The sequence below is a fragment of the Halalkaliarchaeum desulfuricum genome, from assembly GCF_002952775.1.
In the GTDB taxonomy this organism is placed as follows: domain Archaea; phylum Halobacteriota; class Halobacteria; order Halobacteriales; family Haloferacaceae; genus Halalkaliarchaeum; species Halalkaliarchaeum desulfuricum.
Genome location: NZ_CP025066.1, coordinates 1,841,841 through 1,864,419, shown reverse-complemented (window position 1 = coordinate 1,864,419; position 22,579 = coordinate 1,841,841). Strand labels below are relative to the sequence as shown.

18 protein-coding genes and 1 pseudogene are annotated in these 22,579 nt (G+C 67.2%); 9 read left to right on the top strand and 10 right to left on the bottom strand.

Going from position 1 to position 22,579, the window contains the following annotated elements; all coding sequences use genetic code 11:
- Positions 1–6: 6 nt before the first annotated feature.
- The gene (locus AArcSl_RS09275; RefSeq protein WP_119818092.1) at positions 7–1,134 is read right to left on the bottom strand and encodes a bactofilin family protein; all 1,128 of its coding nucleotides are present in this window, start codon (positions 1,132–1,134) and stop codon (positions 7–9) included.
- Positions 1,135–1,299: 165 nt separating this feature from the next.
- Here AArcSl_RS09275 and AArcSl_RS09270 point away from each other — a divergent pair, with 165 nt between their 5' ends.
- Positions 1,300–2,508: a trans-sulfuration enzyme family protein gene (locus tag AArcSl_RS09270; RefSeq protein WP_119818089.1), complete on the top strand. Its 1,209-nt coding sequence runs from the start codon at positions 1,300–1,302 to the stop codon at positions 2,506–2,508.
- Between the two features lie 39 nt (positions 2,509–2,547).
- Here the strand turns inward: AArcSl_RS09270 and thrC are convergent, their stop codons facing one another.
- The 5 genes from thrC to AArcSl_RS09245 all read right to left on the bottom strand — a co-directional run bounded on the left by thrC (position 2,548) and on the right by AArcSl_RS09245 (position 5,938).
- Positions 2,548–3,867: a threonine synthase gene (gene thrC / locus AArcSl_RS09265; RefSeq protein WP_119818087.1), complete on the bottom strand. Its 1,320-nt coding sequence runs from the start codon at positions 3,865–3,867 to the stop codon at positions 2,548–2,550.
- Positions 3,864–4,244 (bottom strand): helix-turn-helix domain-containing protein, encoded by a 381-nt coding sequence (locus AArcSl_RS09260; RefSeq protein WP_119818084.1) that lies wholly within the window; start codon positions 4,242–4,244, stop codon positions 3,864–3,866. The genes thrC and AArcSl_RS09260 overlap by 4 nt, the downstream gene beginning before the upstream one ends.
- 105 nt (positions 4,245–4,349) lie before the next feature.
- Complete coding sequence (locus tag AArcSl_RS09255; RefSeq protein ID WP_119818081.1) at positions 4,350–4,616, bottom strand: hypothetical protein; 267 nt, start codon at positions 4,614–4,616, stop codon at positions 4,350–4,352.
- A 76-nt stretch (positions 4,617–4,692) separates the two neighbouring features.
- Positions 4,693–5,376, bottom strand: coding sequence for a DUF5828 family protein (locus AArcSl_RS09250; RefSeq protein WP_119818078.1), 684 nt, complete (start codon positions 5,374–5,376; stop codon positions 4,693–4,695).
- A 100-nt stretch (positions 5,377–5,476) separates the two neighbouring features.
- Positions 5,477–5,938, bottom strand: coding sequence for a histidine kinase (locus AArcSl_RS09245; RefSeq protein WP_119818075.1), 462 nt, complete (start codon positions 5,936–5,938; stop codon positions 5,477–5,479).
- 156 nt (positions 5,939–6,094) lie between these two features.
- Here AArcSl_RS09245 and AArcSl_RS09240 point away from each other — a divergent pair, with 156 nt between their 5' ends.
- Positions 6,095–8,293 (top strand): ATP-dependent DNA helicase, encoded by a 2,199-nt coding sequence (locus AArcSl_RS09240; protein WP_119818072.1) that lies wholly within the window; start codon positions 6,095–6,097, stop codon positions 8,291–8,293.
- A 116-nt stretch (positions 8,294–8,409) separates the two neighbouring features.
- Positions 8,410–9,324 (top strand): malate dehydrogenase, encoded by a 915-nt coding sequence (mdh, locus tag AArcSl_RS09235; RefSeq protein WP_119818069.1) that lies wholly within the window; start codon positions 8,410–8,412, stop codon positions 9,322–9,324.
- 54 nt (positions 9,325–9,378) lie between these two features.
- Here mdh and AArcSl_RS09230 read toward each other — a convergent pair whose 3' ends face one another.
- Positions 9,379–11,163: an excinuclease ABC subunit C gene (locus AArcSl_RS09230; RefSeq protein WP_119818066.1), complete on the bottom strand. Its 1,785-nt coding sequence runs from the start codon at positions 11,161–11,163 to the stop codon at positions 9,379–9,381.
- Between the two features lie 104 nt (positions 11,164–11,267).
- On the opposite strand from AArcSl_RS09230, the gene AArcSl_RS09225 reads away from it, so the two are divergent.
- Positions 11,268–12,269: a DUF7544 domain-containing protein gene (locus AArcSl_RS09225; RefSeq protein ID WP_119818063.1), complete on the top strand. Its 1,002-nt coding sequence runs from the start codon at positions 11,268–11,270 to the stop codon at positions 12,267–12,269.
- On the opposite strand, the gene AArcSl_RS09220 is transcribed toward AArcSl_RS09225, so the two are convergent.
- The gene (locus AArcSl_RS09220; RefSeq protein ID WP_394337296.1) at positions 12,266–14,263 is read right to left on the bottom strand and encodes a DUF460 domain-containing protein; all 1,998 of its coding nucleotides are present in this window, start codon (positions 14,261–14,263) and stop codon (positions 12,266–12,268) included. The genes AArcSl_RS09225 and AArcSl_RS09220 overlap by 4 nt on opposite strands.
- Positions 14,264–14,393: 130 nt before the next feature.
- Here AArcSl_RS09220 and AArcSl_RS09215 point away from each other — a divergent pair.
- A pseudogene (locus AArcSl_RS09215) lies at positions 14,394–15,092 on the top strand (DUF502 domain-containing protein); the annotation flags it as partial.
- A 220-nt stretch (positions 15,093–15,312) separates the two neighbouring features.
- Here the strand turns inward: AArcSl_RS09215 and AArcSl_RS09210 are convergent.
- Positions 15,313–15,693: a CopG family ribbon-helix-helix protein gene (locus AArcSl_RS09210; protein ID WP_119818057.1), complete on the bottom strand. Its 381-nt coding sequence runs from the start codon at positions 15,691–15,693 to the stop codon at positions 15,313–15,315.
- Between the two features lie 131 nt (positions 15,694–15,824).
- Between AArcSl_RS09210 and AArcSl_RS17095 the strand changes: the two genes are divergently transcribed.
- On the top strand, positions 15,825–16,589 hold the full coding sequence (locus tag AArcSl_RS17095; RefSeq protein WP_193588458.1) for an ABC transporter permease: 765 nt from the start codon (positions 15,825–15,827) through the stop codon (positions 16,587–16,589).
- A gap of 32 nt (positions 16,590–16,621) precedes the next feature.
- Here AArcSl_RS17095 and AArcSl_RS09200 read toward each other — a convergent pair whose 3' ends face one another.
- A complete protein-coding gene (locus tag AArcSl_RS09200) occupies positions 16,622–17,551 on the bottom strand; it encodes a branched-chain amino acid transaminase (protein WP_119818053.1) in 930 nt (309 codons plus the stop codon).
- Between the two features lie 121 nt (positions 17,552–17,672).
- Here AArcSl_RS09200 and mutS point away from each other — a divergent pair, with 121 nt between their 5' ends.
- The 3 genes from mutS to hcp all read left to right on the top strand — a co-directional run bounded on the left by mutS (position 17,673) and on the right by hcp (position 22,571).
- Complete coding sequence (gene mutS / locus AArcSl_RS09195) at positions 17,673–20,483, top strand: DNA mismatch repair protein MutS (RefSeq protein WP_119818050.1); 2,811 nt, start codon at positions 17,673–17,675, stop codon at positions 20,481–20,483.
- A complete protein-coding gene (locus tag AArcSl_RS09190) occupies positions 20,480–21,139 on the top strand; it encodes a helix-turn-helix domain-containing protein (protein WP_119818047.1) in 660 nt (219 codons plus the stop codon). The genes mutS and AArcSl_RS09190 overlap by 4 nt, the downstream gene beginning before the upstream one ends.
- Positions 21,140–21,257: 118 nt before the next feature.
- Complete coding sequence (gene hcp, locus AArcSl_RS09185) at positions 21,258–22,571, top strand: hydroxylamine reductase (protein WP_119818044.1); 1,314 nt, start codon at positions 21,258–21,260, stop codon at positions 22,569–22,571.
- Positions 22,572–22,579 lie beyond the last annotated feature (8 nt).

Sequence of the window (22,579 nt, the reverse complement as noted above, 5' to 3'; positions counted from 1 at the left end):
CGAAGATCAGGAATCCCCCGCGACCTCGTCGAGCGTGGCCTGCCGACCCGTCGACTCCCCTTCATCCCGGCGTGACCGGTAGGAGCCACGGAGCCCCAGCGCGAGGGCACCGAAGCCGAGCAGGAACGCGATGAACTCGAGGAACCCGCCGAGATACTGCACCGTCCCCAAAAGCGCGAAGCCGAGGAGACCGACGACGAGCGCGAGCCACCGGTTGTCCCGCCCCAACTGCCCGAGGACCCACGCGCCGACGGCGTACTGGCCGTAGACGACGCCGATCCAGATGGCGAACGCGAACGCGATCGCGCCCACGATCGCGAGCGGAACCCCCACGACCGTAAGCAGGAGGACGACGAGCGCGATCGGAACCGCCACCAGCGTCAGCAGGCCGACGCCGCCGGACTTCAGCGGTTCGCCCGCGACGCGATCGGCGACACCCGTGGAGAACCGCGGGAACGCGAACAGCAGTAGCGCGCCCAAAAGGAGGTTCGCGAGGAACCCGTAGGTCACGCTCGCCCACGTGGGGATCTGGAACCCGTCGAAGCCGACGCCGAAGCCGGGACCGAAGGTGCCGCTTAGCCCCCGATCGCGGATCACGTCCCCCTCGATGGTCGCGTCGGGATGACGCTCGAAGTTCGCGGCGTCGTACCGGAACTCCCCGCCGATGACCGCGTTCTGACCGACCGCAATCGTCTCGGCGCCGGCGCGGACGTCGCCGTCGATCGTCCCGTCGATCGAGACGTACCCTGCACCCGTCTGGAGGCTTCCGCCGATACGAGCCGTCTCACCGACCTCGACGGTGCCCGCGCCGACGTCGACGTTCCCTTCGACCGTGCCGTCGATCCGAACCGTCCCGGCGGCGGCCTCGATGTTGCCTTCGACGACGCCGGTCTCGGTGACGTGAATCGTCCCGGCCGCACCGGAAACGTCGCCGGTCACCGTCCCCCGAACGACGATGGCTCCGGCGACGCCGTCGACCTGCTCGTAGGTCGTCCCCTCCTCGACGACCACGGTGCCGGCAGCCCCCTGGAAGGATTGGCCGGCGACGGTGCCGACGCCGACAGGAAGCAGTAGCGCGGCAACGAGCACGACGACCAGTACCTGGCGACTCCCGGGTGTGAACGCGGGGATCATACGAAATAATTCACAGAGTACCGAAATAAACATTTTCTGAGTTACATGTTCTCTCACCACGTCCCACAGTATCCGACCCTGCGGATTACTCGTGGGTATAATACATTTATTTCAGATTAGTAAGCATTGAAAACGTATTACCGACGGGGCGACAAACGCTTGTACATGGATTCTACACCCCGATTCGACACCCGGGCCGTGCTGGACGGATCCGAGTCGCCGGCCGGCGACGTGGTGCCGCCGATCCACCTGTCGTCGACGTTTGAGCTGCCGGGGATCGATCCAGAGCTCCGCCTGGAAGATGTCGATCCGTCGGCGGGGGAGTTCCTCTACGGCCGGCTGTCGAACCCGACGCGACACGCCGTCGAGAACCAGATCGCCGCGCTCGAGGGCGGCGAGATGGGCTTTGCGTTCTCCTCGGGGACGGCCGCGATCGCGACGGCGGTGCTTTCGATCGTCGAACCGGGCGATCACCTGGTGGCGTTCGACGACCTGTATGCGGGGACCCGCCGGATGTTCGAGGAGCTGTTCGACCACCAGCTCGACGTCGACATCGAGTTCGTCGACGCCACCGATGTCGAGACTGTCGCGGACGCGGTCGGCGACGATACGGCGATGGTGTGGATGGAGACGCCGACGAATCCGCTGATCCGCCTGTGTGACGTCGCGGCGATCGCCGAGGTTGCAGACGAACACGACGCCGTCTTCGGCGTGGACAACACCTTCGCGAGCCCGTACTTCCAGCGCCCGCTCGAACTCGGCGCGGACCTGGTCGCCCACAGCACGACGAAGTACCTCAACGGTCACAGCGACGGGATCGGCGGGGCCGTCGTCACCGACGATCCCGAGGTCGCCGAGGCACTGGGCTTCCGTCAGCAGGTCGCGCTCGGGAACGGCCTCGCGCCGTTCGACAGCTACCTGCTCGCCCGCGGGCTCAAGACGCTCGGGGTCCGGATGCGGAAACACGAGGAGAACGCGCTGGCGCTTGCTGAGTACCTCGAGGCGCACGACCGCGTCCGTGAGGTGTACTACCCCGGGCTGGAGAGCCACCCCCAACACGAACTGGCGAGCCGGCAGATGGACGGCTACGGCGGGGTGCTCTCGTTCGAACTCGAGGGTGACCTGTGGGACGCGAAGGCGTTCCTGGAGGCGCTGGAGACGATGACGCTCGCGGTGAGCCTCGGCGGGGTGGAGACGCTGATCGAACATCCCGCGACGATGACCCACGAACCGCTGGGGGTCGAGCGCCGCCGGGAGATCGGGATCTCCGACTCGCTGATCCGGGTCTCGGTCGGTATCGAGGACGTCCGCGACCTCCGGGCCGACTTCGAACGGGGGTTCGCCGCGATCGCCGCACCGGAGGCGAAACCGTGATCCCCAACTGTTAACTGGACCCACAGATCGGCGGCGGTATCACTCCCGCAAGTGCTCCAACACCGCGTCGGCGTCGTTGGGGACTGGTTCCGGATCGTTGCCGGCCTCGTAGGCAGCGTCGGGGTCCTTCAGCAGGTGGCCAGTGGTGAGACAGACGACGCGCTCGTCGTCGTCGACGACGCCCCGATCGCGGAGCTTGCGGAGCCCCGCGACCGACGCCGCGGAGGCGGGCTCGACGCCGACGCCCTCACCAGCGAGATCGCGCTGGGCCGCAGTGATCTCCTCATCCGCGACGGCGACGGCGGTGCCGCCGGTGTTGCGGATTCCCGGCAGCGCCTTCGGTGCGTTGACGGGGTTGCCGATCCGGATCGCGGTCGCGATCGTCTCGACCTCCTCCCAGCGCCGGATCTCGTCTGCGCCGTCCTCGATCGCCTCGACCATCGGTGCCGCGTCGGCGGCCTGGACGCCCGTGAGTGCGGGAACCTCCTCGGGCTCTAACGCGTCCGCCTGGACGAGCTCCCGGAACGCCTTATAAAGCGCCGCGGTGTTGCCGGCGTTGCCCACCGGGAGCACGATCCGGTCGGGGAACGTCCCGTAGTCCGCCAGATGGGCTTCGAGGATCTCGAAGCCGATCGTCTTCTGTCCCTCCAGCCGGAACGGGTTCAGCGAGTTGAGCAGGTACGCCTCCCCTCGGCCGGCGAGTTCCTGGACGATGTCGAGGCAGGCGTCGAAGTTGCCGTCGACCTCGAGGATCCGCGCACCGTGAAGCGCCGCCTGGGCGACCTTGCCGGCGGCGACCTTGCCCGCGGGCAACAGCACGAGCGTCTCCATGTCCGCCCGGCCGCCGTACGCCGCCAGTGCCGCGCTGGTGTTGCCCGTCGAGGCACACGCGAGCCGGCCGACCCCCAGCTCCCGGGCGGCCCGGACGCCGACGGTCATCCCGCGGTCCTTGAACGAGCCGGTCGGGTTCATCCCCTCGTGTTTGATCCGCAGCGAGGCCACCCCGACCTCGTCTTCGAGCCTCGGAACCCGGTGCAGCGGGGTGTCCCCCTCCGGCAGCGAGACGCCCTCGTCGAACGGCAGCGCCGCAGCGTACCGCCAGACGCCCCGTTCGGTTGCGGCCGAGTGACCCTCGGGACCGAAGTCGGCAAAGCCCGACGGCTCACCGTATCGGACCTCGAGCAGTCCGCCACAGTCGCAGGTGTAGCGGACCGATTCGAACGGGGAATACGTCTCCCCACAGTCGATGCAACCGAGCCAGACCCCGTCCTCGGCGTCGTCGGGGGTCTGCGGCGCTGGCGCGTCGAGTGCGAGGGAGGTGGGATCCGTCGCGTCGTCGGTGGCGGTCTCCCGGCTCACGGGCGACCCTCCGTCCCGAACTCCTCGATACGGTCGTGGACCCGCACCACCCACTCGTCGAGCGCCTCGTGGAGCAGTTGTCTGGCCTCGGGCAACGGGATCGCGGTGTACTGGTAGATGTATCCGCCGGAATCGAGCAGTCGCCGCTGGCGTTCGACGAACCCCTTCTCCATCAGCGCGGTCAGCGACCGGTTGACGTTGCTCCGGTCGCGATCCAGCGCGCCCGCGAGTTCCGAGACGGTGCTTCCCGGATTCGATCGCAACACGAGGTACGTCCGGCTCTCGTGGTCCTGGATCCCGAACACGCACGACAGGACGTGCTGGAAATCGATCTGTTCGGGTTCCAGAAACCCTTCGGCGTCCCTGTCACTACTCATGGGGAAAGGGTGTGGCTGTAGGGACGTTAAGCTTCCCTGTCGGGACGAACCGTACCGCCGGGGACGCTCTTTTGGACCGACAGTCATCCATCGCACGGACGGTGGTCACTCGTCTTCTGTCCTGCCATATCCCATTCGCTCGATACACGCCCGCATCTCCGACTCCTGTCGGTGTTTGTGGAGCCTGGTGGGCGTGTCACAGTAGTAAATCTCTCCGTCGTGTCGCAGCGCGATGTCGGTCGTACTGCCGAACAGGTCGACCGTGATGATCACGCGGGAGCCGGATTCGAGCGCGTCGATGATCTCGTCTGCGGTCAACTCGCCGGCGTTCACCCGAACGATCCTGTCGTCCTCGTCGCGGGCGTCGTCCATACGTAGCGCTCGGGGGACAGCCCCTTGAGTGTTGATCCGGGAAAAGAACCGAGCGGTCGGATTCGTTGTCGACTCCCTAGTTCGTGGTCGGCTCCGGGTCCTCCGACTCCTCGGGCGGTTCGACCCCCTCGACCGCCTCCGCGACCGCCGTCTCCTTCTCGGTGGCGACGTGCCACCTGTCGACCTCGGTTTCGTACTCCGCGAGCTTCTCGCTCACCTCGTCTTTGAGCTCGTCGTCGTTGACGTTCACCTCGAAGACGAACTTCTCGCCGTTTCCGCGGGTGGTTCGCTGGATGTTCGCCGAGACGAGTTCGTTGTCGAAGTAGTACGGCGCAAGTTGTGTCATCACCTTCTGATACACCGTGTCCTCGACGGTCCGGATCGCCTTCCGGCCGGCCGAGTCGGCCGCACGGGCGACGTAGTCGATCGACTCGCTCCAGCGTTCGATCGCCCCCCGGTCGTCGCCCTCTTCGACCCGTTCGTACGACTCCGAGAGCTTCTCGCCTGCGGTCTGGATGTCCTCCCCCGCCGGCTTCCCGGCCTTTTCGCCCTCTCCCTCGTCGATGGACGCCTGCTCTGCGGTCTTTTCGCTTACGTCCTCCCGGAGCCGCTCGTGGACCTTGGGACGCCACTCGTTCCACTCCTCGAACGCCTCCCCGTCACAGCCGCTCTCCCGGAGCGCACGGGTGATCCGTTCGCCGTGTTCGACGACCTCGCCCCAGTCGCCGGTCACTTTGAACCCCGAGATGCTCTCTTCCATGTTTGCTCGGCTAGGTACTCCGCACGTATTAACGTCACCGATACGTCAGACGGTAGTCATCGGTTCGATCCGCCAAAAAATGGTCCCGGACGACAGGGCGTCACTCACGCAGCGCTGCGTAGACGCCGCCCAACAGCGCACCGTAGGCGACGTGGCCGACGAGGCTCTGGAAATTCAGGTTCGGGAACGGCGGCTCCGCCGGCGTCACAGCGCCGACCCAGATCGGCATCACGATCACGGCCAGCACCGCCCACAGGACGATGCCGTAGACGACGCCTGCACCGACGCTCGAACCGGTACTCGCAGCCAGTTCCGGACGGATCTCCGCGATCGCTGCGAACACCACGCCCAGCACTGCCGAGTGACTCATGTGGATGAACCACCCTGCTAGTCCGCCCGAGAGCCCGTACATCCCGGGGATCGCGCCCTCCATCACCGCCGGCATCATCATCGACATCATCGCCCCGAAGACGACACCGCCGACGAGGCCGCCGGCGATCCCGAATTTCCACGTGCTGTGTTCGGTACTCGTGCCGATCGACGTCGCAGTTTCCGTTGCCATGGGTGTGGAAACAACGAGGGGAAGAAAAGCAGTATCTCGGCGGGACGATCACACCACCCACGAGAGGTATATTTAAATACCGGGCCGTGCGCAAGCCGATCGACGTCCCCGTATCGCCCCGTACGCTTTACTTGGGTGAGGGGCAATCCCCCGGTAGTGACCGACTCGGAGTACCTGCGGTTCTTCCCGTACGAGGAGCCGTACCCGAACCAGCGGGCGGCGATGGACCGGATCGCCAACGCGTTGGCCCGCGGCCAGGACGTCCTCTTCGAGGGGGCGCCCGGAACCGGCAAGACCCTGTCTGCGCTGGTGCCGGCCCTCGACCACGCCCGCGAGGAGGACCGGACGGTCGTCATCACGACGAACGTCCACCAGCAGATGCGGCAGTTCGTCGAGGACGCCCGCGCGATCACCGACGCCGAGCGGATACGGGCGGTCGTTTTTAAAGGGAAGTCGTCGATGTGCCACATCGACGTCGACTATCAGGAGTGTCAGACGCTCCGGGATACGACCCGATCGCTCGTCGACGCCGAACGCGACCGGAGCGACCTCGCCGCCCGCCAGCGGGAGCTGCTCGAACAGGCACAGGAGGGGGATGCGGCAGCCGCGGAGGCGCGCGAGGACGTCATCGCGGAGATCGACTCGCTGGAGGACCGCGTCGAGTCGCTGCGGGAGGGGAACACCTGCGACTACTACTACAGCAATTTGACCGCCGACACCGACGAGTTCTTCGCGTGGCTGTTCGACGACGTCCGTCGTCCCGGGGAGATCTACGAGTACGCCGACGAGCGCGGACTCTGCGGGTACGAACTGTTGAAGGAAGGGATGGAGGGGATCGATCTGGTCGTCTGTAACTACCACCACCTGCTGGATCCGACGATCCGCGAGCAGTTCTTCCGGTGGCTCGGCCGCGACCCGGAGGAGGTGATCGCGGTGTTCGACGAGGCGCACAACGTCGAGTCGGCCGCCCGGGACTACGCCACCCGGACGCTCACGGAGAACACCCTCGAAAGCGCGCTGGAGGAACTCGAAGAGGTGGAGGACGATCCCCGGGCGGACGCGGCCCGGAACGTCCTTTCGGCGTTCCACGACGCGCTCGTCGAGACCTACGAGGCCGAACTCGGGTTCGGGGAACGCGAACGGATCGGCGACCACTGGGAGGACGTCCCGATCGCCAACGACGACCGCGCCGACCAACTCACGCTGTCGTTTCTCGACCGCTACGAGGGGCGGGGCATCGACGCGGAGCTGCAACTCGCCGTCCAGGTCGGCAAGCGGCTCGACGAGGAGTACGCGGAGTCGTACAAAACGGGAGAGTCGACCACCAGAAGAGAGTCACAGACGCTGCAGGCGGCGACGTTCGTCTCGGCGTGGATGGACGAGCGCTCCGAACTGGGACAGTATCCCCTCGTCGGCGTGCGCCGGGACGCCGGCACCGACGAGGTGTACGGCCGTGCGGAACTGTACACCTGTATCCCGCGGCAGGTGACCGGTGGACTGTTCGAGGAAGTCGCCGCCTCCGTGCTGATGTCGGCGACGCTGCGACCGTTCGGCGTGACGACCGACGTACTGGGCCTGGAGAACCCGGCGACGATATCGTTCGGGCTGGCGTATCCCGAGGAGAACCGGCGCACCTACGCGGTGGAGACGCCGCCGCTTTTCGCCTCCGCGCGGGACGACCCCGAAACCCAGGAGACGATCGCCGGCACGCTCCGGGACGCGATCCGGTTTACGCCCGGCAACACCCTGCTTTTCTTCCCCTCCTATCGGGAGGCGACCCGGTACTACGAGCTGCTGGGTGGAAACGACGGGATCGGCGAGTACGCGAGCGACGGCCTGGGCGACCTCCGGCTCGACGAGGCCGGCACGCCGGCAGAACAGCTCCGGCAGGAGTTCGTCGAGAACGGCGACGCCGCCCTGTTTACCTCCCTGTGGGGGACGCTCACCGAGGGAGTGAGCTTCGACGACGGCGACGCCCGGACGGTCGTGGTGGTCGGGGTGCCGTATCCCCAGCTGTCCGAGCGGATGGAGGCCGTCCAGGACGCCTACGACCACGCGTACGCCGACGCCGCCGTCGACGATCCCGGCTGGCGGTACGCCGTCGAGATCCCGACGGTCCGCAAGACCCGACAGGCGATCGGCCGGGTGATTCGCTCGCCGGCGGACTTCGGCGTCCGGGTGCTGGTGGACAAGCGGTACACCAGTGCCGACATGGGGAAGTACTCTGTGCGCGGAACGTTCCCCCCCGAGGAACGGGAGGAACTGCTCGATCTCCAGCCAGGGAAGCTGAAGTTCGCGATGCTGAACTTCTACGCCGACCACGACGCCTACGACGGGGAGCCACCGCAGCCGTGAGCGACGCGAAAAACGTACTGTTCTCGACGTCTGTCGTACATCAATTTCGGCGTGTGAAGTGACATCGCGCATCATCCGAAACGATTACCTGCCACCCGGGAGCCGTTTTACGTGGTATGTCGAAAGTCAGCATCATCGGAGCCGCCGGAACCGTCGGAGCCGCCACGGGATACAACCTCGCGCTTCGGGACGTCGTCGACGAACTCGTGTTCGTCGACATCCCGGACAAGGAGTCGGAGACCGTCGGGCAGGCCGCCGACACGAACCACGGGATCGCCTACGACTCCAACACCCACGTCCGACAGGGGGACTATTCGGACACCGCTGGCTCCGACGTGGTCGTCATCACCGCCGGCATTCCGCGACAGCCCGGCCAGACCCGGATCGACCTCGCGGGCGACAACGCGCCGATCATGGAGGACATCGGCTCGTCGCTCGCCGAGCACAACGACGACTTCGTCACCGTCACCACCTCGAACCCGGTGGACCTGCTGAACCGCCACCTCTACGAATCGGGCGACCGCGACCGCCACGCCGTGATCGGCTTCGGCGGCCGCCTCGACTCCGCGCGGTTCCGGTACGTTCTCGGCGAGCGGTTCGACGCGCCCGTCAAGAACGTCGAGGCGACGATCCTCGGCGAGCACGGCGACGCGCAGGTGCCCGTCTTCTCGAAGGTACGGGTGAACGGCCGCGACCCCGCGTTCGACGCCGACGAGAAAGAGGAGATCCTCGCGGACCTCCAGGAGTCGGCGATGGACGTCATCGAGCGCAAGGGCGCCACTCAGTGGGGACCCGCAACCGGCGTCGCCCACACCGTCGAGGCAATCCTGAACGACACCGGCGAGGTGCTGCCGTGCTCGATGGTGCTCGACGGCGAGTTCGGCTACGAGGACACCGCCTTCGGTGTCCCCGCCAAGCTGGGCTCCGACGGCGTCGAAGAAGTAGTCGAATGGGAACTCGACGACTACGAGCGGGAGCTGATGGACGAGGCCGCCGAGAAGCTCTCGGATCAGTACACCAAGATCGCCTGAGACGGACCGCTGCCGTCCGATTCCGTAGAAGATTCTTGTGAACTACCGCGTGGGTCACAACCGGTCCTCGATCGCGTCGGCCGTCCGTTCCCCGACGCCGGAGACGTCCAGCAGGTCGTCCCTGGAGGCCGCCCGCACGTTCTCCACGCTGCCGAACCGGCGGAGCAGCCGCTTTCTGAGCTCCGGGCCGACGCCGGGCACCCCGTCGAGCGCGGTGGAGACGTCGTCCCGGAGGGTCTGGTGGTACTGGACGGCAAAGCGGTGGGCCTCGTCGCGCACGCGCTGGAGCACGTGCAAGTGGGGTGCGTCGTCGGGCCAGTCGTACGTGGTCTCCGGGGTGATCACGATCTCGGACTCCTTGGCGAGTGCGATCGCCGGGACGTCCCAGCCGGCCGCCTCTAAGGCGTCGAGGGCGGCGCCGAGCTGGCCGTCGCCGCCGTCGATCACGAGGAGGTCCGGGTCCGATCGGTCGTCGCGCCCCTCGATCGCGCGCCTCGCCCGCCAGGAGATCAGCTCGCGCATGTTGGCGTAGTCGTCGTTGCGGTCCGAAAGCCGCTTGCGCCGGTAGCCCGAGGTGTCGGCGCTCCCGTCGACGAACCGGACGTTCGAGCCGACGGCGGCCCGGCCGCCGGCGTGGCTCACGTCGAACCCCTCGATCCGTTCGGGGCGGTCGGTTCCGAGCGCGTCCGCCAGGGCGCCGAGCTCGTCGCCCCGTTCTGGGCCTTTCCTGGCGTTTTTCAAGGCGAGATCGACCAGCTTCGCCTCGCGGCCGGCGCCGGGGATCCTGACCGCGACACCGGCGGCCTCCAGCCACTCCCGGACCTCCGGATCCGACGGGCGCTCGGGGAGCAATACGGCGTCGGGCAGTTCCCGTTCGGCGTAGTACTGGGCCAGAAACGCCGCGAGCACGTCCGCGCTCCGGCTGGCGTCCGCGGGAATCTCGCCGTCGGTCGCTCCCGTCCCCCCGCTCGACGACTCGGGGACGTCCAGCCGGTGACGCGACCGGTCGACCAGCTGTCCGCGGTCGCTGTGGAGCCGGGCGACTGTCGCGGTCGTTCCCTCGATGGCGACCCCCAGCACGTCGACGTGCTGTTCGCCGGCGTCCGTTCCCGACTGGACGGCCTCGCCGCCCCCTCCGTGAAACGACTCCACGACCGAGAGCCGATCCCGGAGGTGGGCGGCGCGCTCGAAGGCGGCCTCCTGGGCGGCGGCGTCCATCTCCCGGCGGATCGGGTCCGCGAGGACGCCGGTCTCCCCCTCGAAAAACCGGACCGCGCTCTCGACGTCCTCCCGATAGCTGTCGGCGTCGATCTCGCCGGTGCAGGGGGCCGAACACAGCCCCATCTCGTAGTCGAGACACGGCCGATCGCGTCCCCGGTACTTGTGGTCCGAACAGCCGCGCACTCTGTACGTCTCCCGGATCGCCTTCACGACGGTCTCGACGTCGCCCTTGTCGGTGAACGGGCCGAAGACGGTCGCGGAGTCGGCCGGGTCCCGGGTGATCTCGATCCGGGGGACTGAATGGTCGGTGAACTGGACCAGCGGATACGACTTGTCGTCCTTCAGTCGGACGTTGTACCGCGGCGCGTGCCGCTTGATGAGGTTCGCCTCGAGCAACAGCGCCTGGGTTTCGGTGTCGGTGACGGCGAAGTCGACCGCGTCGGCGGATTCGACCATCCGCCGGACTCGCCGGCTCCGCGGGTCGGCGTAGGAGGCGACCCGATCCCGGAGGTCGAGTGCCTTGCCCACGTACAGGACGGCGTCGCCGGCCTGGAACTGGTAGACGCCCGGCTCCCGCGGAAGCTCCCCGGCCCGGTCCCGAACCCCAGCCGCGTCCATCGGCTGCGAGTAGTCGCCGGAGGCGTTTGAACGCTACGAGAGGTCGGCAGCCGTCGACATGGCCGCGTCGACTTTTATAAACGCTCGCGACGAATCAGTCGCGCATGTCCCACGCCACCGAGTCCCTCCAGGACGCGTTTGCCGCCACGAAGCGCCTGCTGTTCCCGGTTTCGCTGCACCGATGGCTCGCGCTCGCGGTGGCCGCGTTCTTCGTCGGCGGCACGACGGGGTTCGACGTCAACTACAACGTCGGCACCGGCACGGTCGATCTCCCGGAACCGATCGTCGGTCCCAGGGGGCTCTTCCCGCAGGTTGCGTCCCCCGAATTCGTCGTCGTGGGGGCGGCCGTTCTCGTCGTCGGGCTGCTGTCGTGGTATCTCGGCGCGCTGTTCGAGTTCGTCTTCGTCGAGCAGCTCCGTACGACAGACGCCCACCTGCGGGGCCGGATCGCCCCGGCGGCCCGTCCCGGCCTCTCGCTTTTCGGGTTCCGGCTGGTCGTCGGCCTCCTCGCAGCCGGCAGCGCGCTGTTCGTGGCGATCTTGCCCGCCGCGTTCGGCAACGTCGGCGTCCTCCTTCTTTTGGTGTTCCTCCCGGGACTGTTCGTCGTCGGGATCGTGCTCTGGCTCGCGAACCGGCTCACGACCGACTTCGTCGTCCCCGTGATGATCGCGACCGACGACGGCCTCGTCGACGCCTGGCGGGCGTTCTGGCCGGATCTCCGGGGGGAACTCCGCGAGTACGGGCTGTATCTACTCGTGCGTGTCGTTCTCGGCCTGATCGCGGGCGTCGTCCTCGCGGTGGGCTACCTGGCGATCGCCATCGTCGTGGGGATCCCCCTGTTGCTTCTGTTCCTGCTGTCCGGGTTCGTGCTGTTCGAGGTCCTCGCAGTTCGGGTCGTCGAACTGCTGGCGGTCGGGTTCTTGCTCGTGGGCGTGCTGGTGGTCGTGATCGTCGGAACCGTGCTCGTCGCAGTTCCGGTTCGGACGTATCTGCGCTACTACGCGCTGTTCGTTCTCGGCGGCGTGACTCCCGAGTACGACCTGGTTGAAGGGATTCGAGAGGACATCCAGGGAGGGACCGAGGACAGAGCCGAAACCGGAACCTAGGGCCCGCCGCTTTCCGCGCGGTGTTCGCTGATGAGTCGGTCGACCATCTCCGCTTTCTGCTGGCGCCGGCGGTCGTTCGCCCGGTCTTTCCAGTCGTCGATCGCAGCTTCGACCTCCCGTTCGCGGGCGACAGCCAACTCGTCGACCTCCTGGATCGTCACGTCGTCGGCTGGGGCGACGGGGATCTCCCGATCGAAGAGGATCGCGTCGGCGATCTCCGAGAGCCCACCCTCCTTGAGGACGACCCGCGGCTCCGTCTCCGCGAGCAGCTCCGCCGTCGTCCGGCCCGCGCCCGACGCGTCCCGCAGGTAGACGACGTCGCCGGGGACCAGCCCGTACTCGGATTTGACGCGGTCGATCTCGCCTTTGGTGAACTGATCGAGCACCTTCACCGACACCAGCCCGCGACCCTCGGCGACCTCCGAGAAGTCGTCGTGGTCCAGCTTCCAGAGCGTCTTGATCCGCTCGAGTTTCCGTTCGAGCTCCTCGACCTCCTCGCGGGCCTCGTCGCGCTCCCGTTCGAGCCGCTCGGCTTTTCGTTCGAGCTTGGTTACCTCGCGGTGTCGACGCGCCTCCCGGCGCTCCTTCCGGCGCGCCGACGAGAGCTTCTCTTCGTACTCCTCGATCGTCTCGTCTTTCTCCTCGAGCTGTCCCCTGAGGTCCTCGACGTGGCCCTCGAGACGCTCGACCTGGCGCTCGAGGCGGCGGATCTTCCGCTGTTCTTCGGTCAGCTCCGGCTCCTGGTGGGCGTCGGACTCCTCGTCGGTGTCGCCGTCCTCCTCGAGCATCTCCTCGAGAACGATCTCGACGCTGGTTTCCTCGGCGAGCACCCGGGCGATCACCTCGTCGGTGTCGACGCGTGCAGGGACCTTCCGCGAGATGCGCTCGAACTGCGCCTCGTGGGCGTCGTAGGCGAAAAGCGCCGCCGCGAGTGCGTCCCGCTCGTGGTCGTTATCGTAGGCGGCCTCCCGGGTGCGGTGGAGCTTCTCGTCGATCGGGAGGTCCGAGTCGGGCGTCCAGCCGGCGGCGTCGAACGACCGGCGGAACTTCTCGACGGTCTCGGGCATCGGCGTCACGTCGGCGGCGACCAGCGCCGGCCGACCGCGTTCGACGATCCACTCCGTGACGGCCGCCGCGTCGGCAGTCCGGGAGGAGTAGACGGAAAGCGGCTTCCCGTTCAGGTCGACGATCGCCGCGGCGGTGGTCGTCCCGGGATCGATGCCGACGATCACCCGATCGCGGCGCTTGACGAGGGGTTCGTACTCGATGCCGTCGCGGCGCTCGCGCTCGATCTCGACCCGGGTGTCACCCGACCGGGACCGGGACACCGGGATCTCCTCGGGGGGTGCCTCGACGGTGAAGATCGCGTTCGAGAAGCCGCCGTACTTTTCGGTCACCTCCCGGGTGAACTCCAGGCCCGCGTCCTCGAGTTCGGATTCGACCTCCCGGGTGCGCTTTTTGACGCTGCCGTGGATCCGCCGGGTGTACCGGTCCTCGCTCCAGCCTCCTTTGCCGGTCGACCGGCCGCGAGCGACCTTGAGGGTCGTCGTGTCGGTGAAGGCCGTCACCTCGTAGCCGACGTTGGCGGCCGCCAGTCGGGCGGCAGCCTCCGCCTCCTCCATCGGCTGTTTGCCGTACGGGACCCCGTAGCGGTCGGCGACCCGCGAGAGCGGTTCCGGGCGCTGGGCGCCGGTCACCTGCACCAGTTTCGTCCCCGCCGGCAGCGACTGGAGGAAGTGAACCAGCGCGTCCTTGTCTTCGGCGAGTTCGTAGGCGTTGTCGGTGGCGACCCGGGTCGGCTCCCGCTGTTCGATGAGGCGACACAGTTTCCGGAACGAGACGACATCGCGCTCCAGTTGCTCTTCGCGTTCGCCGTCGACCTCCCGTTCCTCGAGGACGACCAGCGCGTATGAGGGTGCATCCCCCCGTATGTCGCCGCTTTGCACGTCGACGCCGAACACCGGTCCGTCGTGTGCCATCGGCCGCACAGTCACGGGGGTTCGTAGGCGATCCGGCGGTATATACTCCACGCCGACGGGTGGACAGCCCAGATAGAGACGGCCCGACGCGCAGACGTGTCGTCTCTCGAAAGTACCTTATGCCGTCCCGACCGAATCAGGGGTGATGGCCACCTGGAAACGCGACTTCGCGAGCGGGCTGATCCTTCTGGTTCCGCTGCTCGTGGTGCTCGTCGTCCTCAGGTGGATCTACCGGCAGGTCGCCGGGGTGCCGCTGATCGGCACGATCGAACTGGTCGCCATCGGCGTTCCGCCGAGCCTCGTCCCGGTCGCCAGAACGGTCATCGCGCTTACGGTGTTCACGACAGTGGTGCTCGCGGCGGGCTACTTCATGCGGACGACGCTCGGACGCGTCGCCGAAGAGGAGATCGACGACTTCATGAACAGGCTGCCCGCCCTGCGGGTCGTCTACAACGCCTCGAAGCTCGCCGTGGAAACCGCCCTCTCGGGCACGGAAGACCTCCAGGCGCCGGTGTATCTCGAAACCTGGGCCGGGATCCGGATGACCGCCTTCAAAACGGGCAAGCGAACCCGGGACGGGAAGGTCGTGCTGTTCATGCCGACCGCACCGAACATCACCTCCGGGTTCGTGATCGAGGTCGAGCCCGAGCGGATCGACCACACCGGCGAAACCACCGAGGAGGCGCTCACGCGGATCCTCTCGGCCGGTTTCGCGGAGTCGCCACACCAGATCCCCGTCGAGGACGAGGAGGACGTTCTCGACGAGTCGACCGACGGCGCCGACCACACTAGAATCGACGTCGGCCAGCGGGACCACTCGAGCGACGACGCCGACGACGAGGGGCGAGCCACCGGCAGCCGGACCACTGACGGCAACCGACGAAACACCGATCGCGACGGGAGGCGGTCAGACGAATCGAGCAGCCGAGAGTCGGACCGCCGAGAGTCGGACCGCCGAGAATCGGACCGCCGAGAGTCGGACCGCCGAGAGTCGGACCGCCGAGAATCGGACAGTCGATAGCGGAAACGGGCGTGTTCCCTCGGTCGCAGGGGAAACAGTGCGTTCAAAGCATCATGGTCCGGACGCGCCGGACGCCGTCGAAGTTCTTGAGCCGGTAGACGAGTTCCCGTATCCGAGCGGCGTCGCCGTCGACGAACAGCGTCTCCAGACACCAGTCGCCCTGGTGGGCGTGGCTGGTCGAGATGATCGCGTCGTCGTACTCGTGCTGGAGTTCGTACATCCGGTCGACGGCGGCGTGGTGGTCGTAGTCGGTGACGATCGCGCCGGTGACTCGCCCGTCTGTCGCCTCGAGCGCGTGGTGACGCTGGACGTACTCGGACATCGCCTGCCGGATCGCCCGGGACCGGGAGTCGATCCCCTCCGACTGCCAGGTGTCGTCGAACTCCTCGAGAAGCTCCTCGGGGACCGTCAAACTGGTTCGCATGTCCGGTGGCTGCGCCCCGGAGAGGCATATACTGTTCGCCATCGGGTCCCGGATTTCCAGCTATCGCGTAATACGGTTTCGACAATCACGTAGTAACAATCCACTTCACCTGTCGACTGGCAGTTACAGTCGTGGACGTAGAGCTCGTCGTCGGCGTCGTGGTGCTCGGTGTGCTCCACGGCGTGTTGCCGGATCACGGCTGGCCGATCGCCGCAGCCTACGCCCTCGATCGACCACGAAAGTGGATCCAGGGGACGATCGCCGGGCTGGTGCTCGGTATCGGTCACCTGATAAGTAGCGTGGCACTCGTCGTCGCGTACTTTTCGGTGAGCCGGTTCGCCGAGTTCGCGGAGGGGCCGTACATGAAACCGCTCGCCGGGACGATGCTGATCCTGCTCGGTGTTCACGAATACCTGAGCGACGGGCACGGCGACCACGACCACAACCACGAACACGACCACGACCACGACCACAACCACGAACACGACCACGACCACAACCACGACCACGACCACGACCACGACCAGGACGAACCCGGGCCGCTGGCTCGGATCCGAGATCGACTCCCCGGCGGGAACGGCGGCCACGCCCACCTCGACGAGAGTCACGCGGAAGGCGGGCTCGCCACCCTCGGAACGACCGCGCTCGTGTTGGGCTTCGCCCACGAGGAGCCGCTCCAGATCCTCGCGATCTGTGCGGGCACCGAGTTCTGTCTCGAGTTGATGCTGGTCTACTCGGGGGCGGTGATCCTGGCGATCCTCGCCCCGACGCTGCTTTTGATCGCGGGCTATCAAACCCACCGCGAGCGCATCGAACAGTACACGCCGTATCTGCCGACGCTCACCGCGGTCGTCCTGGTGCTGGTCGGATTCGCGTTCGTGTTCGGCGTATTCTAGCTCCGTCCTTCCAGTCGAAGGATGCGATCCGCCTAGACATAGGTGAACCAGTCGTCGTGAGCGTCGGTCTTCCGCTCGACGAGATCGAAGAACGCCCCCTGGATCTCCTCGGTGACCGGCCCCCGGGTGCCGGCGCCGATCTCGACGTTGTCCACCTTGCGGATCGGGGTGACCTCGGCGGCGGAGCCGGTGAAGAACAGTTCGTCTGCGGTGTACAGCTGCCCCCGGGAGATCACCGCCTCGTCGTGGACGGTGTATCCGAGCTCCTCGGCGAGCGTGATCACCGTGTCCCGGGTGATCCCCTCGAGAATGCTCTGGGCGGGGCCGGTGGTGAAGATCTCGCCGTCGTTCACCATAAAGAGGTTCTCGCCGGGGCCCTCGGCGACGTTGCCCTCCTTGTTGAGCACGATCGCCTCGACGTAGCCGTTCCGCCGGGCCTCCTCGCCGGCGAGCATCGAGTTCACGTACAGCCCGGTCGTCTTCACGTTCGTCGGAATCTGTGAGGAGGCGTGTTTCCGCCAGGAGGAGACCATCACGTCGACGCCGTTTTCGAGCGCCTCCTCGCCGAGATACGTCCCCCACGGCCAGGCGGCGATCGCGACGTCAGTGGGACAGTCTCCCGGCGAGACGCCCAGCGAGTGGTAGCCGTAGTACGCGATCGGCCGGATGTAACAGCTCTCGAGCCCCTCGCGGCGGAGGAGTTCCAGCGTCGCCTCACTCAGCTCCTCGTGGCTGTGACCGATATCGAGTTCGTACGGCTTCGCGGAGTCGTACAGCCGGTCGAGATGCTCGTCCCACCGGAAGATCGCCGGGCCGTTTTCGGTGTCGTAACAGCGAACCCCCTCGAACACGCCCGTCCCGTAGTGGAGCGCGTGGGTGAGAACGTGGGTGGTGGCGTCCTCCCAGTCCACGAACTCTCCGTTCAGCCAGATCGTGTCGACGTCCATCTCGTGGAAAGCCATGTCAGTGGGGTCGACGTGGCGGGGTATAAATGTGGGAGATGAGGACAGATCTCTACACCTGAATCGGTCGCGCCGGGACGGACCCACAGCGTTTTACCGCCCGCCCGCCCGACGAACGGGTATGACTGACGGGATCGTCGGCGAGTTCCTCTCGCTGAAAGAGGAGACCGACGCGGACCTGCTCGCGATGCAGTGTGGCGACTTCTACGAGTTCTTCGCCGAGGACGCCGAGTTCGTCGGCCGCGAGCTGGACCTGAAGGTTTCCCAGAAGTCCTCCCACGGCTCGTCGTACCCGATGGCGGGCGTGCCGCTGTCGGAGCTTTCTCCGTACCTGAAGGCGCTGGTCGAGAAGGGCTACCGCGTCGCCGTCGCCGATCAGTACGAAACCGACGGCGGCGGTCACGCACGGGAGATCACGAAGGTCGTCACCCCGGGGACGTTCCTCGGCACCCACGACGCGGACGCACAGTATCTCGCCGCGATCGTCGCCGACCGCGAGGCCACAGACTCCGGCGATCGCAGCGCAGAAACGGACACTGCGTACGGACTCGCGTTCGCGGACGTGACGACGGGCCGGTTCACCGCGACCGCCGTCGAGGACCGGGACGCCGCCCGTGCGGAGCTGCACCGGTTCGGCCCCGCGGAGGTGATCCCCGGCCCGGCGGTTCGGACCGACGAGCCGATGCTGTCGGCGATCCGGGAGGAAACCGACGCGACGCTGTCGCTGCCGGAGGCGGAGCTGTTCGCGCCGGGGCGGGCCCGCCACGCCGTCCGCGAACAGTTCGGATCGTCGACGCCGGAGGCGATCGGGCTCGAGTCGACGCTCGCGATCCGGGCCGCCGGCGCCGTCGTCGGCTACGCCGAGGAAACCGGCGCCGGCGTGACCGCCGCGATGACCCGGCTTCAGGCCTACGAGCCCGGCGATCACGTCGCTCTCGACGCGACCACCCAGCGCAACCTCGAACTCGCCGAGACGATGCAGGGGAACCGGGAGGGGTCGCTGTTCGCCACGGTCGATCACACGGTCACGACGCCCGGCCGCCGGCTGCTCCGGGAGTGGCTCGCCCGCCCGCGCCGGGACCGGGCGGAGATCGGCCGCCGGCTCGATGCAGTCGAAGCGTTCGCGTCGGCGGCGCTCGCGCGGGATCAGGTCCGGGACGTCCTCGGGGAGGCGGCCGATCTCGAACGGCTCGGCTCCCGGGCGGCCAACGGCAGCGCCGACGCCCGCGACCTGCTTTCGGTCCGGGACACGCTCGCAGTGCCCCACCGGCTGCTGGAGGCGATCGATGGCACCGAACTCGAGGCGTCGCCGATCGCCGAGACGCTGCGCGGGCTCGATCTCGAAACCGTCCGTGGAGTGCGGAAAGAACTCGCCGAGGCGCTCGCGGAGGATCCCCCCGACTCGGTCACCCAGGGCGGGCTGTTCCGGCGGGGGTACGACGAGGAACTCGACGAGGTCATCGAACGCCACGAGGCGGTTCGGGAGTGGCTCGACGGGCTGGCCGACCGGGAGCGGAAGCGGCACGGGCTCTCGCACGTCACCGTCGACCGGAACAAGACCGACGGCTACTACATCCAGGTCGGCAAGTCCGTCGCCGATCGGGTGCCGGAACACTACCGCGAAGTGAAGACGCTGAAGAACTCGAAGCGGTTCACCACCGACGAGCTCGAAGAGCGGGAGCGGGAGGTGCTCCGGCTGGAGGAGGCCCGTGGCGATCTGGAACACGAACTGTTCTGTGAACTTCGGGAACGTGTCGCCGGCCGGGCGGAACTGCTGCAGGACGTCGGTCGCGCGATTGCGGCCGTCGACGTCTTCGCCGCGCTCGCGGAGCATGCCGCCGTCAACGGCTGGACTCGCCCGACCGTCACCGACGGCGACGAGCTGTCGATCGAGGCGGGCCGACACCCGGTTGTCGAGCAGTCCACCGAGTTCGTCCCGAACGACCTCGCGATGGACGAACGCCGGCGGTTCCTTTTGGTCACCGGGCCGAACATGAGCGGGAAGTCGACGTACATGCGCCAGGCCGCGCTGATCGCCCTGCTCGCGCAGGCCGGCAGCTTCGTCCCCGCCCGGGAGGCAACCGTCGGCGTCGTCGACGGGATCTACACCCGCGTGGGGGCGCTGGACGAACTCGCAGAGGGGCGCTCGACGTTCATGGTGGAGATGCAGGAGCTGTCGAACATCCTTCACTCGGCGACCGAGAACTCGCTCGTGATCCTCGACGAGGTCGGCCGCGGGACCGCCACCTACGACGGGATCTCGATCGCCTGGGCCGCCACCGAGTACCTCCACAACGAGATCGGCGCGAAGACGCTGTTTGCGACCCACTACCACGAGCTGACGACGCTGGCGGAGCATCTCCCCCGAGTGGAGAACGTGCACGTCGCCGCCGAGGAGCGCGACGGCGACGTGACGTTCCTCCGAACGATCCGGGAGGGCCCAACCGATCGTTCCTACGGCATCCACGTGGCCGACCTGGCCGGGGTTCCGGAGCCGGTCGTCTCCCGGGCCGACGAGGTGCTCGGGCGGCTCCGCGAGGAGAAGGCGATCGAGGCGCGAGGCTCCGGCGGCGGGAGTGACGAATCCGGCGACGGACGGGAGCAGGAGGCTACCGAACCGATCCAGGCAGTGTTCGATCTCTCGTCGGGGTCGTTCCGGTCGGGCGACGGTGGCTCCGGGCGATCCGACGACGATCACGAGCTGGACGGACGGACCGCGGTGGCGGACCGAGAAGACATTCCGGAGCTCCCACCCGGCGCCGACGATGTGCTCGAAGAGCTCTCGGAGACGGACGTCAACGAGACGCCGCCGGTCGAACTGATGGCGAAAGTTCAGGAGTGGCAAGAACGGATCGACGGCGAACGGAACAGCGAGATCGACGGCGAACGGAACGGCGAGATCGACGGCTCCGAGGGAACGCTAGAGCGATGAGCAGGGTACGGATCGTACTGGACATGCCCGATGGGGTGTGGGTCTCGGAGGTGACCGAACGGTATCCGGACGCGACGGTGTGTGTGCTGTCGGCCGTTCCCTCGGACGATTCGGGGATCGCCCTGATCACCGTCTATGCCGACGATCCGGACGAAATCGTCCCGGCGATCGAATCCCATCCCGGAATCCTCGAAGCGGAACTGGTCCACGAGTCAACGGGGCAGGTGACAGTCCAGATCGAGACACGGACGCCGATGCTCGTGTTATCGGCCCAGACATCGGGGGTGTTGATCGACTTCCCGGTGCGCATCAGCGACGGGGAGGTCACCCTTGAGGTTAGCGGCGCCGCCGACCGGCTGGCGGCGTTGTTCGAGGAGTTCGACGGCGCCGGCGTCGAGTACCGGGTCGAGTACATCCGCGACGATCCGCGCCCGGAGGAACTGCTCACGGAGGCCCAGCGGGATCTGCTTTTGACCGCGGTCGAACGGGGCTACTACGAGACGCCCAGACGGTGCTCTTTGACCGAACTCGCCGAGGAGGTCGGCCTCGCGAAGTCGACCTGCAGCGAGACGCTCCAGCGCGCCGAGGGGACGGTCATCGAGGCGTTCGTCGAGGAACTGACCGGACCGATCGGGTTGCAGTCGGACGTCCAGTGATCGTGCCACTCCGGCGCACAGAGTTTTTATACTCGACCCGAACGCGTTCGGGGACCGGTATCCGACGGCAGGAATCTCGGCCGGCGTTTTGGTGTCGGCATCCCTCGGTCCGAATACGATGTTCTGTAACCAGTGCGAGCAGACGCCCGACGACGGCTGTACGACCCGCGGCGTGTGTGGCAAAGAGCCCGACATCCAGGGGATCCAGGATCTGACTGTTTACGGTCTCAAAGGTGTCTCGGCGTACGCCACCCACGCACGGCGGCTGGGGTATGCGGATCCGGAGGTCGACGCCGCGGTCCACGAGGCGCTGTACTCGACACTGACGAACGTGAACTTCGACCCCGAGGAGACACTCGAACAGGCCCTCGAGGTGGGCGAGGCGGCGGTCTCCGCGATGGAGCTGCTCGACGAGGCGCACACGAACGAGCTCGGCGTCCCCGAACCCACTGAAGTCCCGCAAAACGGGGTCGAAGGGAACGCGATCCTGGTGACCGGCCACGACCTCCACGACCTCAAGCAACTGCTCGAGCAGTCCGAGGGCGAAGGCGTATCGGTGTACACCCACTCGGAGATGCTGCCCGCCCACGCGTACCCCGAACTCTCGAAGTACGACCACCTGAAGGGCAACGTCGGCGGCGCCTGGCACGACCAGCGCACCCTGTTCGTCGACTTCCCGGGGGCGATCGTCGGCACGAGCAACTGCGTCCAGCCCACCCGCGAGGCGTACGAGGACCGCTTTTTCACCACCGGCGTCGCCGGGCTCGAGGAGGCCGAGTCGATCGAGGACGGCGACTTCACGCCCGTGATCGAGACGGCGAAGTCGCTGCCTGCAGTCGACTGGGAGCCGACCGGAACCGTGACCACCGGGTTTCACCACCAGCCGGTCCTGGAGCTGGCCGACGAGATCCTCGAAGCGATCGAAGAGGGCAAACTGCGGCACGTCTTCGTTGTCGCGGGGTGTGACGCCCCCACCCCCGGCCGGGATTACTACCGCGAACTCGTGAAATCGATCCCCGAAGACTGCATCGTGATGACCACCTCCTGCGGGAAGTTCCGGTTCAACGATCTCGAGTTCGGCACCGTCCCGGGGACAGAGATCCCGCGGTTCCTCGATCAGGGACAGTGTAACAACTCCTACTCGACGGTCCGGATCGCCACCGCCCTCGCGGAGGAACTCGACTGCGGGGTGAACGACCTGCCGGTGAGCATCGTGCTCTCGTGGTTCGAACAGAAGGCGGTCGCGGTCCTGTTGGGACTGCTCTCGCTGGGTGTCGAGGACATCCGGCTTGGCCCGTCGATTCCGGAGTTCCTCACCCCGGAGCTGGTGGAAGCGCTGAACGCCGAGTACGGCCTCCAGCCGATCGGGGAGCCGCAGGCCGACCTCCGGGAGATGCTCGGCGGGCAGGTCGCACCGGGCGCTGCTGACTGAAAACGAAC

Bases quoted from the DNA above. Each gene is read 5' to 3' on its own strand.
- AArcSl_RS09275 (WP_119818092.1), bottom strand. From the start codon at position 1,134: ATGATCCCCGCGTTCACACCCGGGAGTCGCCAGGTACTGGTCGTCGTG.
- AArcSl_RS09270 (WP_119818089.1), top strand. From the start codon at position 1,300: ATGGATTCTACACCCCGATTCGACACCCGGGCCGTGCTGGACGGATCC.
- AArcSl_RS09260 (WP_119818084.1), bottom strand. From the start codon at position 4,244: ATGAGTAGTGACAGGGACGCCGAAGGGTTTCTGGAACCCGAACAGATC.
- AArcSl_RS09255 (WP_119818081.1), bottom strand. From the start codon at position 4,616: ATGGACGACGCCCGCGACGAGGACGACAGGATCGTTCGGGTGAACGCC.
- AArcSl_RS09250 (WP_119818078.1), bottom strand. From the start codon at position 5,376: ATGGAAGAGAGCATCTCGGGGTTCAAAGTGACCGGCGACTGGGGCGAG.
- AArcSl_RS09245 (WP_119818075.1), bottom strand. From the start codon at position 5,938: ATGGCAACGGAAACTGCGACGTCGATCGGCACGAGTACCGAACACAGC.
- mdh (WP_119818069.1), top strand. From the start codon at position 8,410: ATGTCGAAAGTCAGCATCATCGGAGCCGCCGGAACCGTCGGAGCCGCC.
- AArcSl_RS09230 (WP_119818066.1), bottom strand. From the start codon at position 11,163: ATGGACGCGGCTGGGGTTCGGGACCGGGCCGGGGAGCTTCCGCGGGAG.
- AArcSl_RS09225 (WP_119818063.1), top strand. From the start codon at position 11,268: ATGTCCCACGCCACCGAGTCCCTCCAGGACGCGTTTGCCGCCACGAAG.
- AArcSl_RS09210 (WP_119818057.1), bottom strand. From the start codon at position 15,693: ATGCGAACCAGTTTGACGGTCCCCGAGGAGCTTCTCGAGGAGTTCGAC.
- AArcSl_RS09200 (WP_119818053.1), bottom strand. From the start codon at position 17,551: ATGGCTTTCCACGAGATGGACGTCGACACGATCTGGCTGAACGGAGAG.
- mutS (WP_119818050.1), top strand. From the start codon at position 17,673: ATGACTGACGGGATCGTCGGCGAGTTCCTCTCGCTGAAAGAGGAGACC.
- AArcSl_RS09190 (WP_119818047.1), top strand. From the start codon at position 20,480: ATGAGCAGGGTACGGATCGTACTGGACATGCCCGATGGGGTGTGGGTC.
- hcp (WP_119818044.1), top strand. From the start codon at position 21,258: ATGTTCTGTAACCAGTGCGAGCAGACGCCCGACGACGGCTGTACGACC.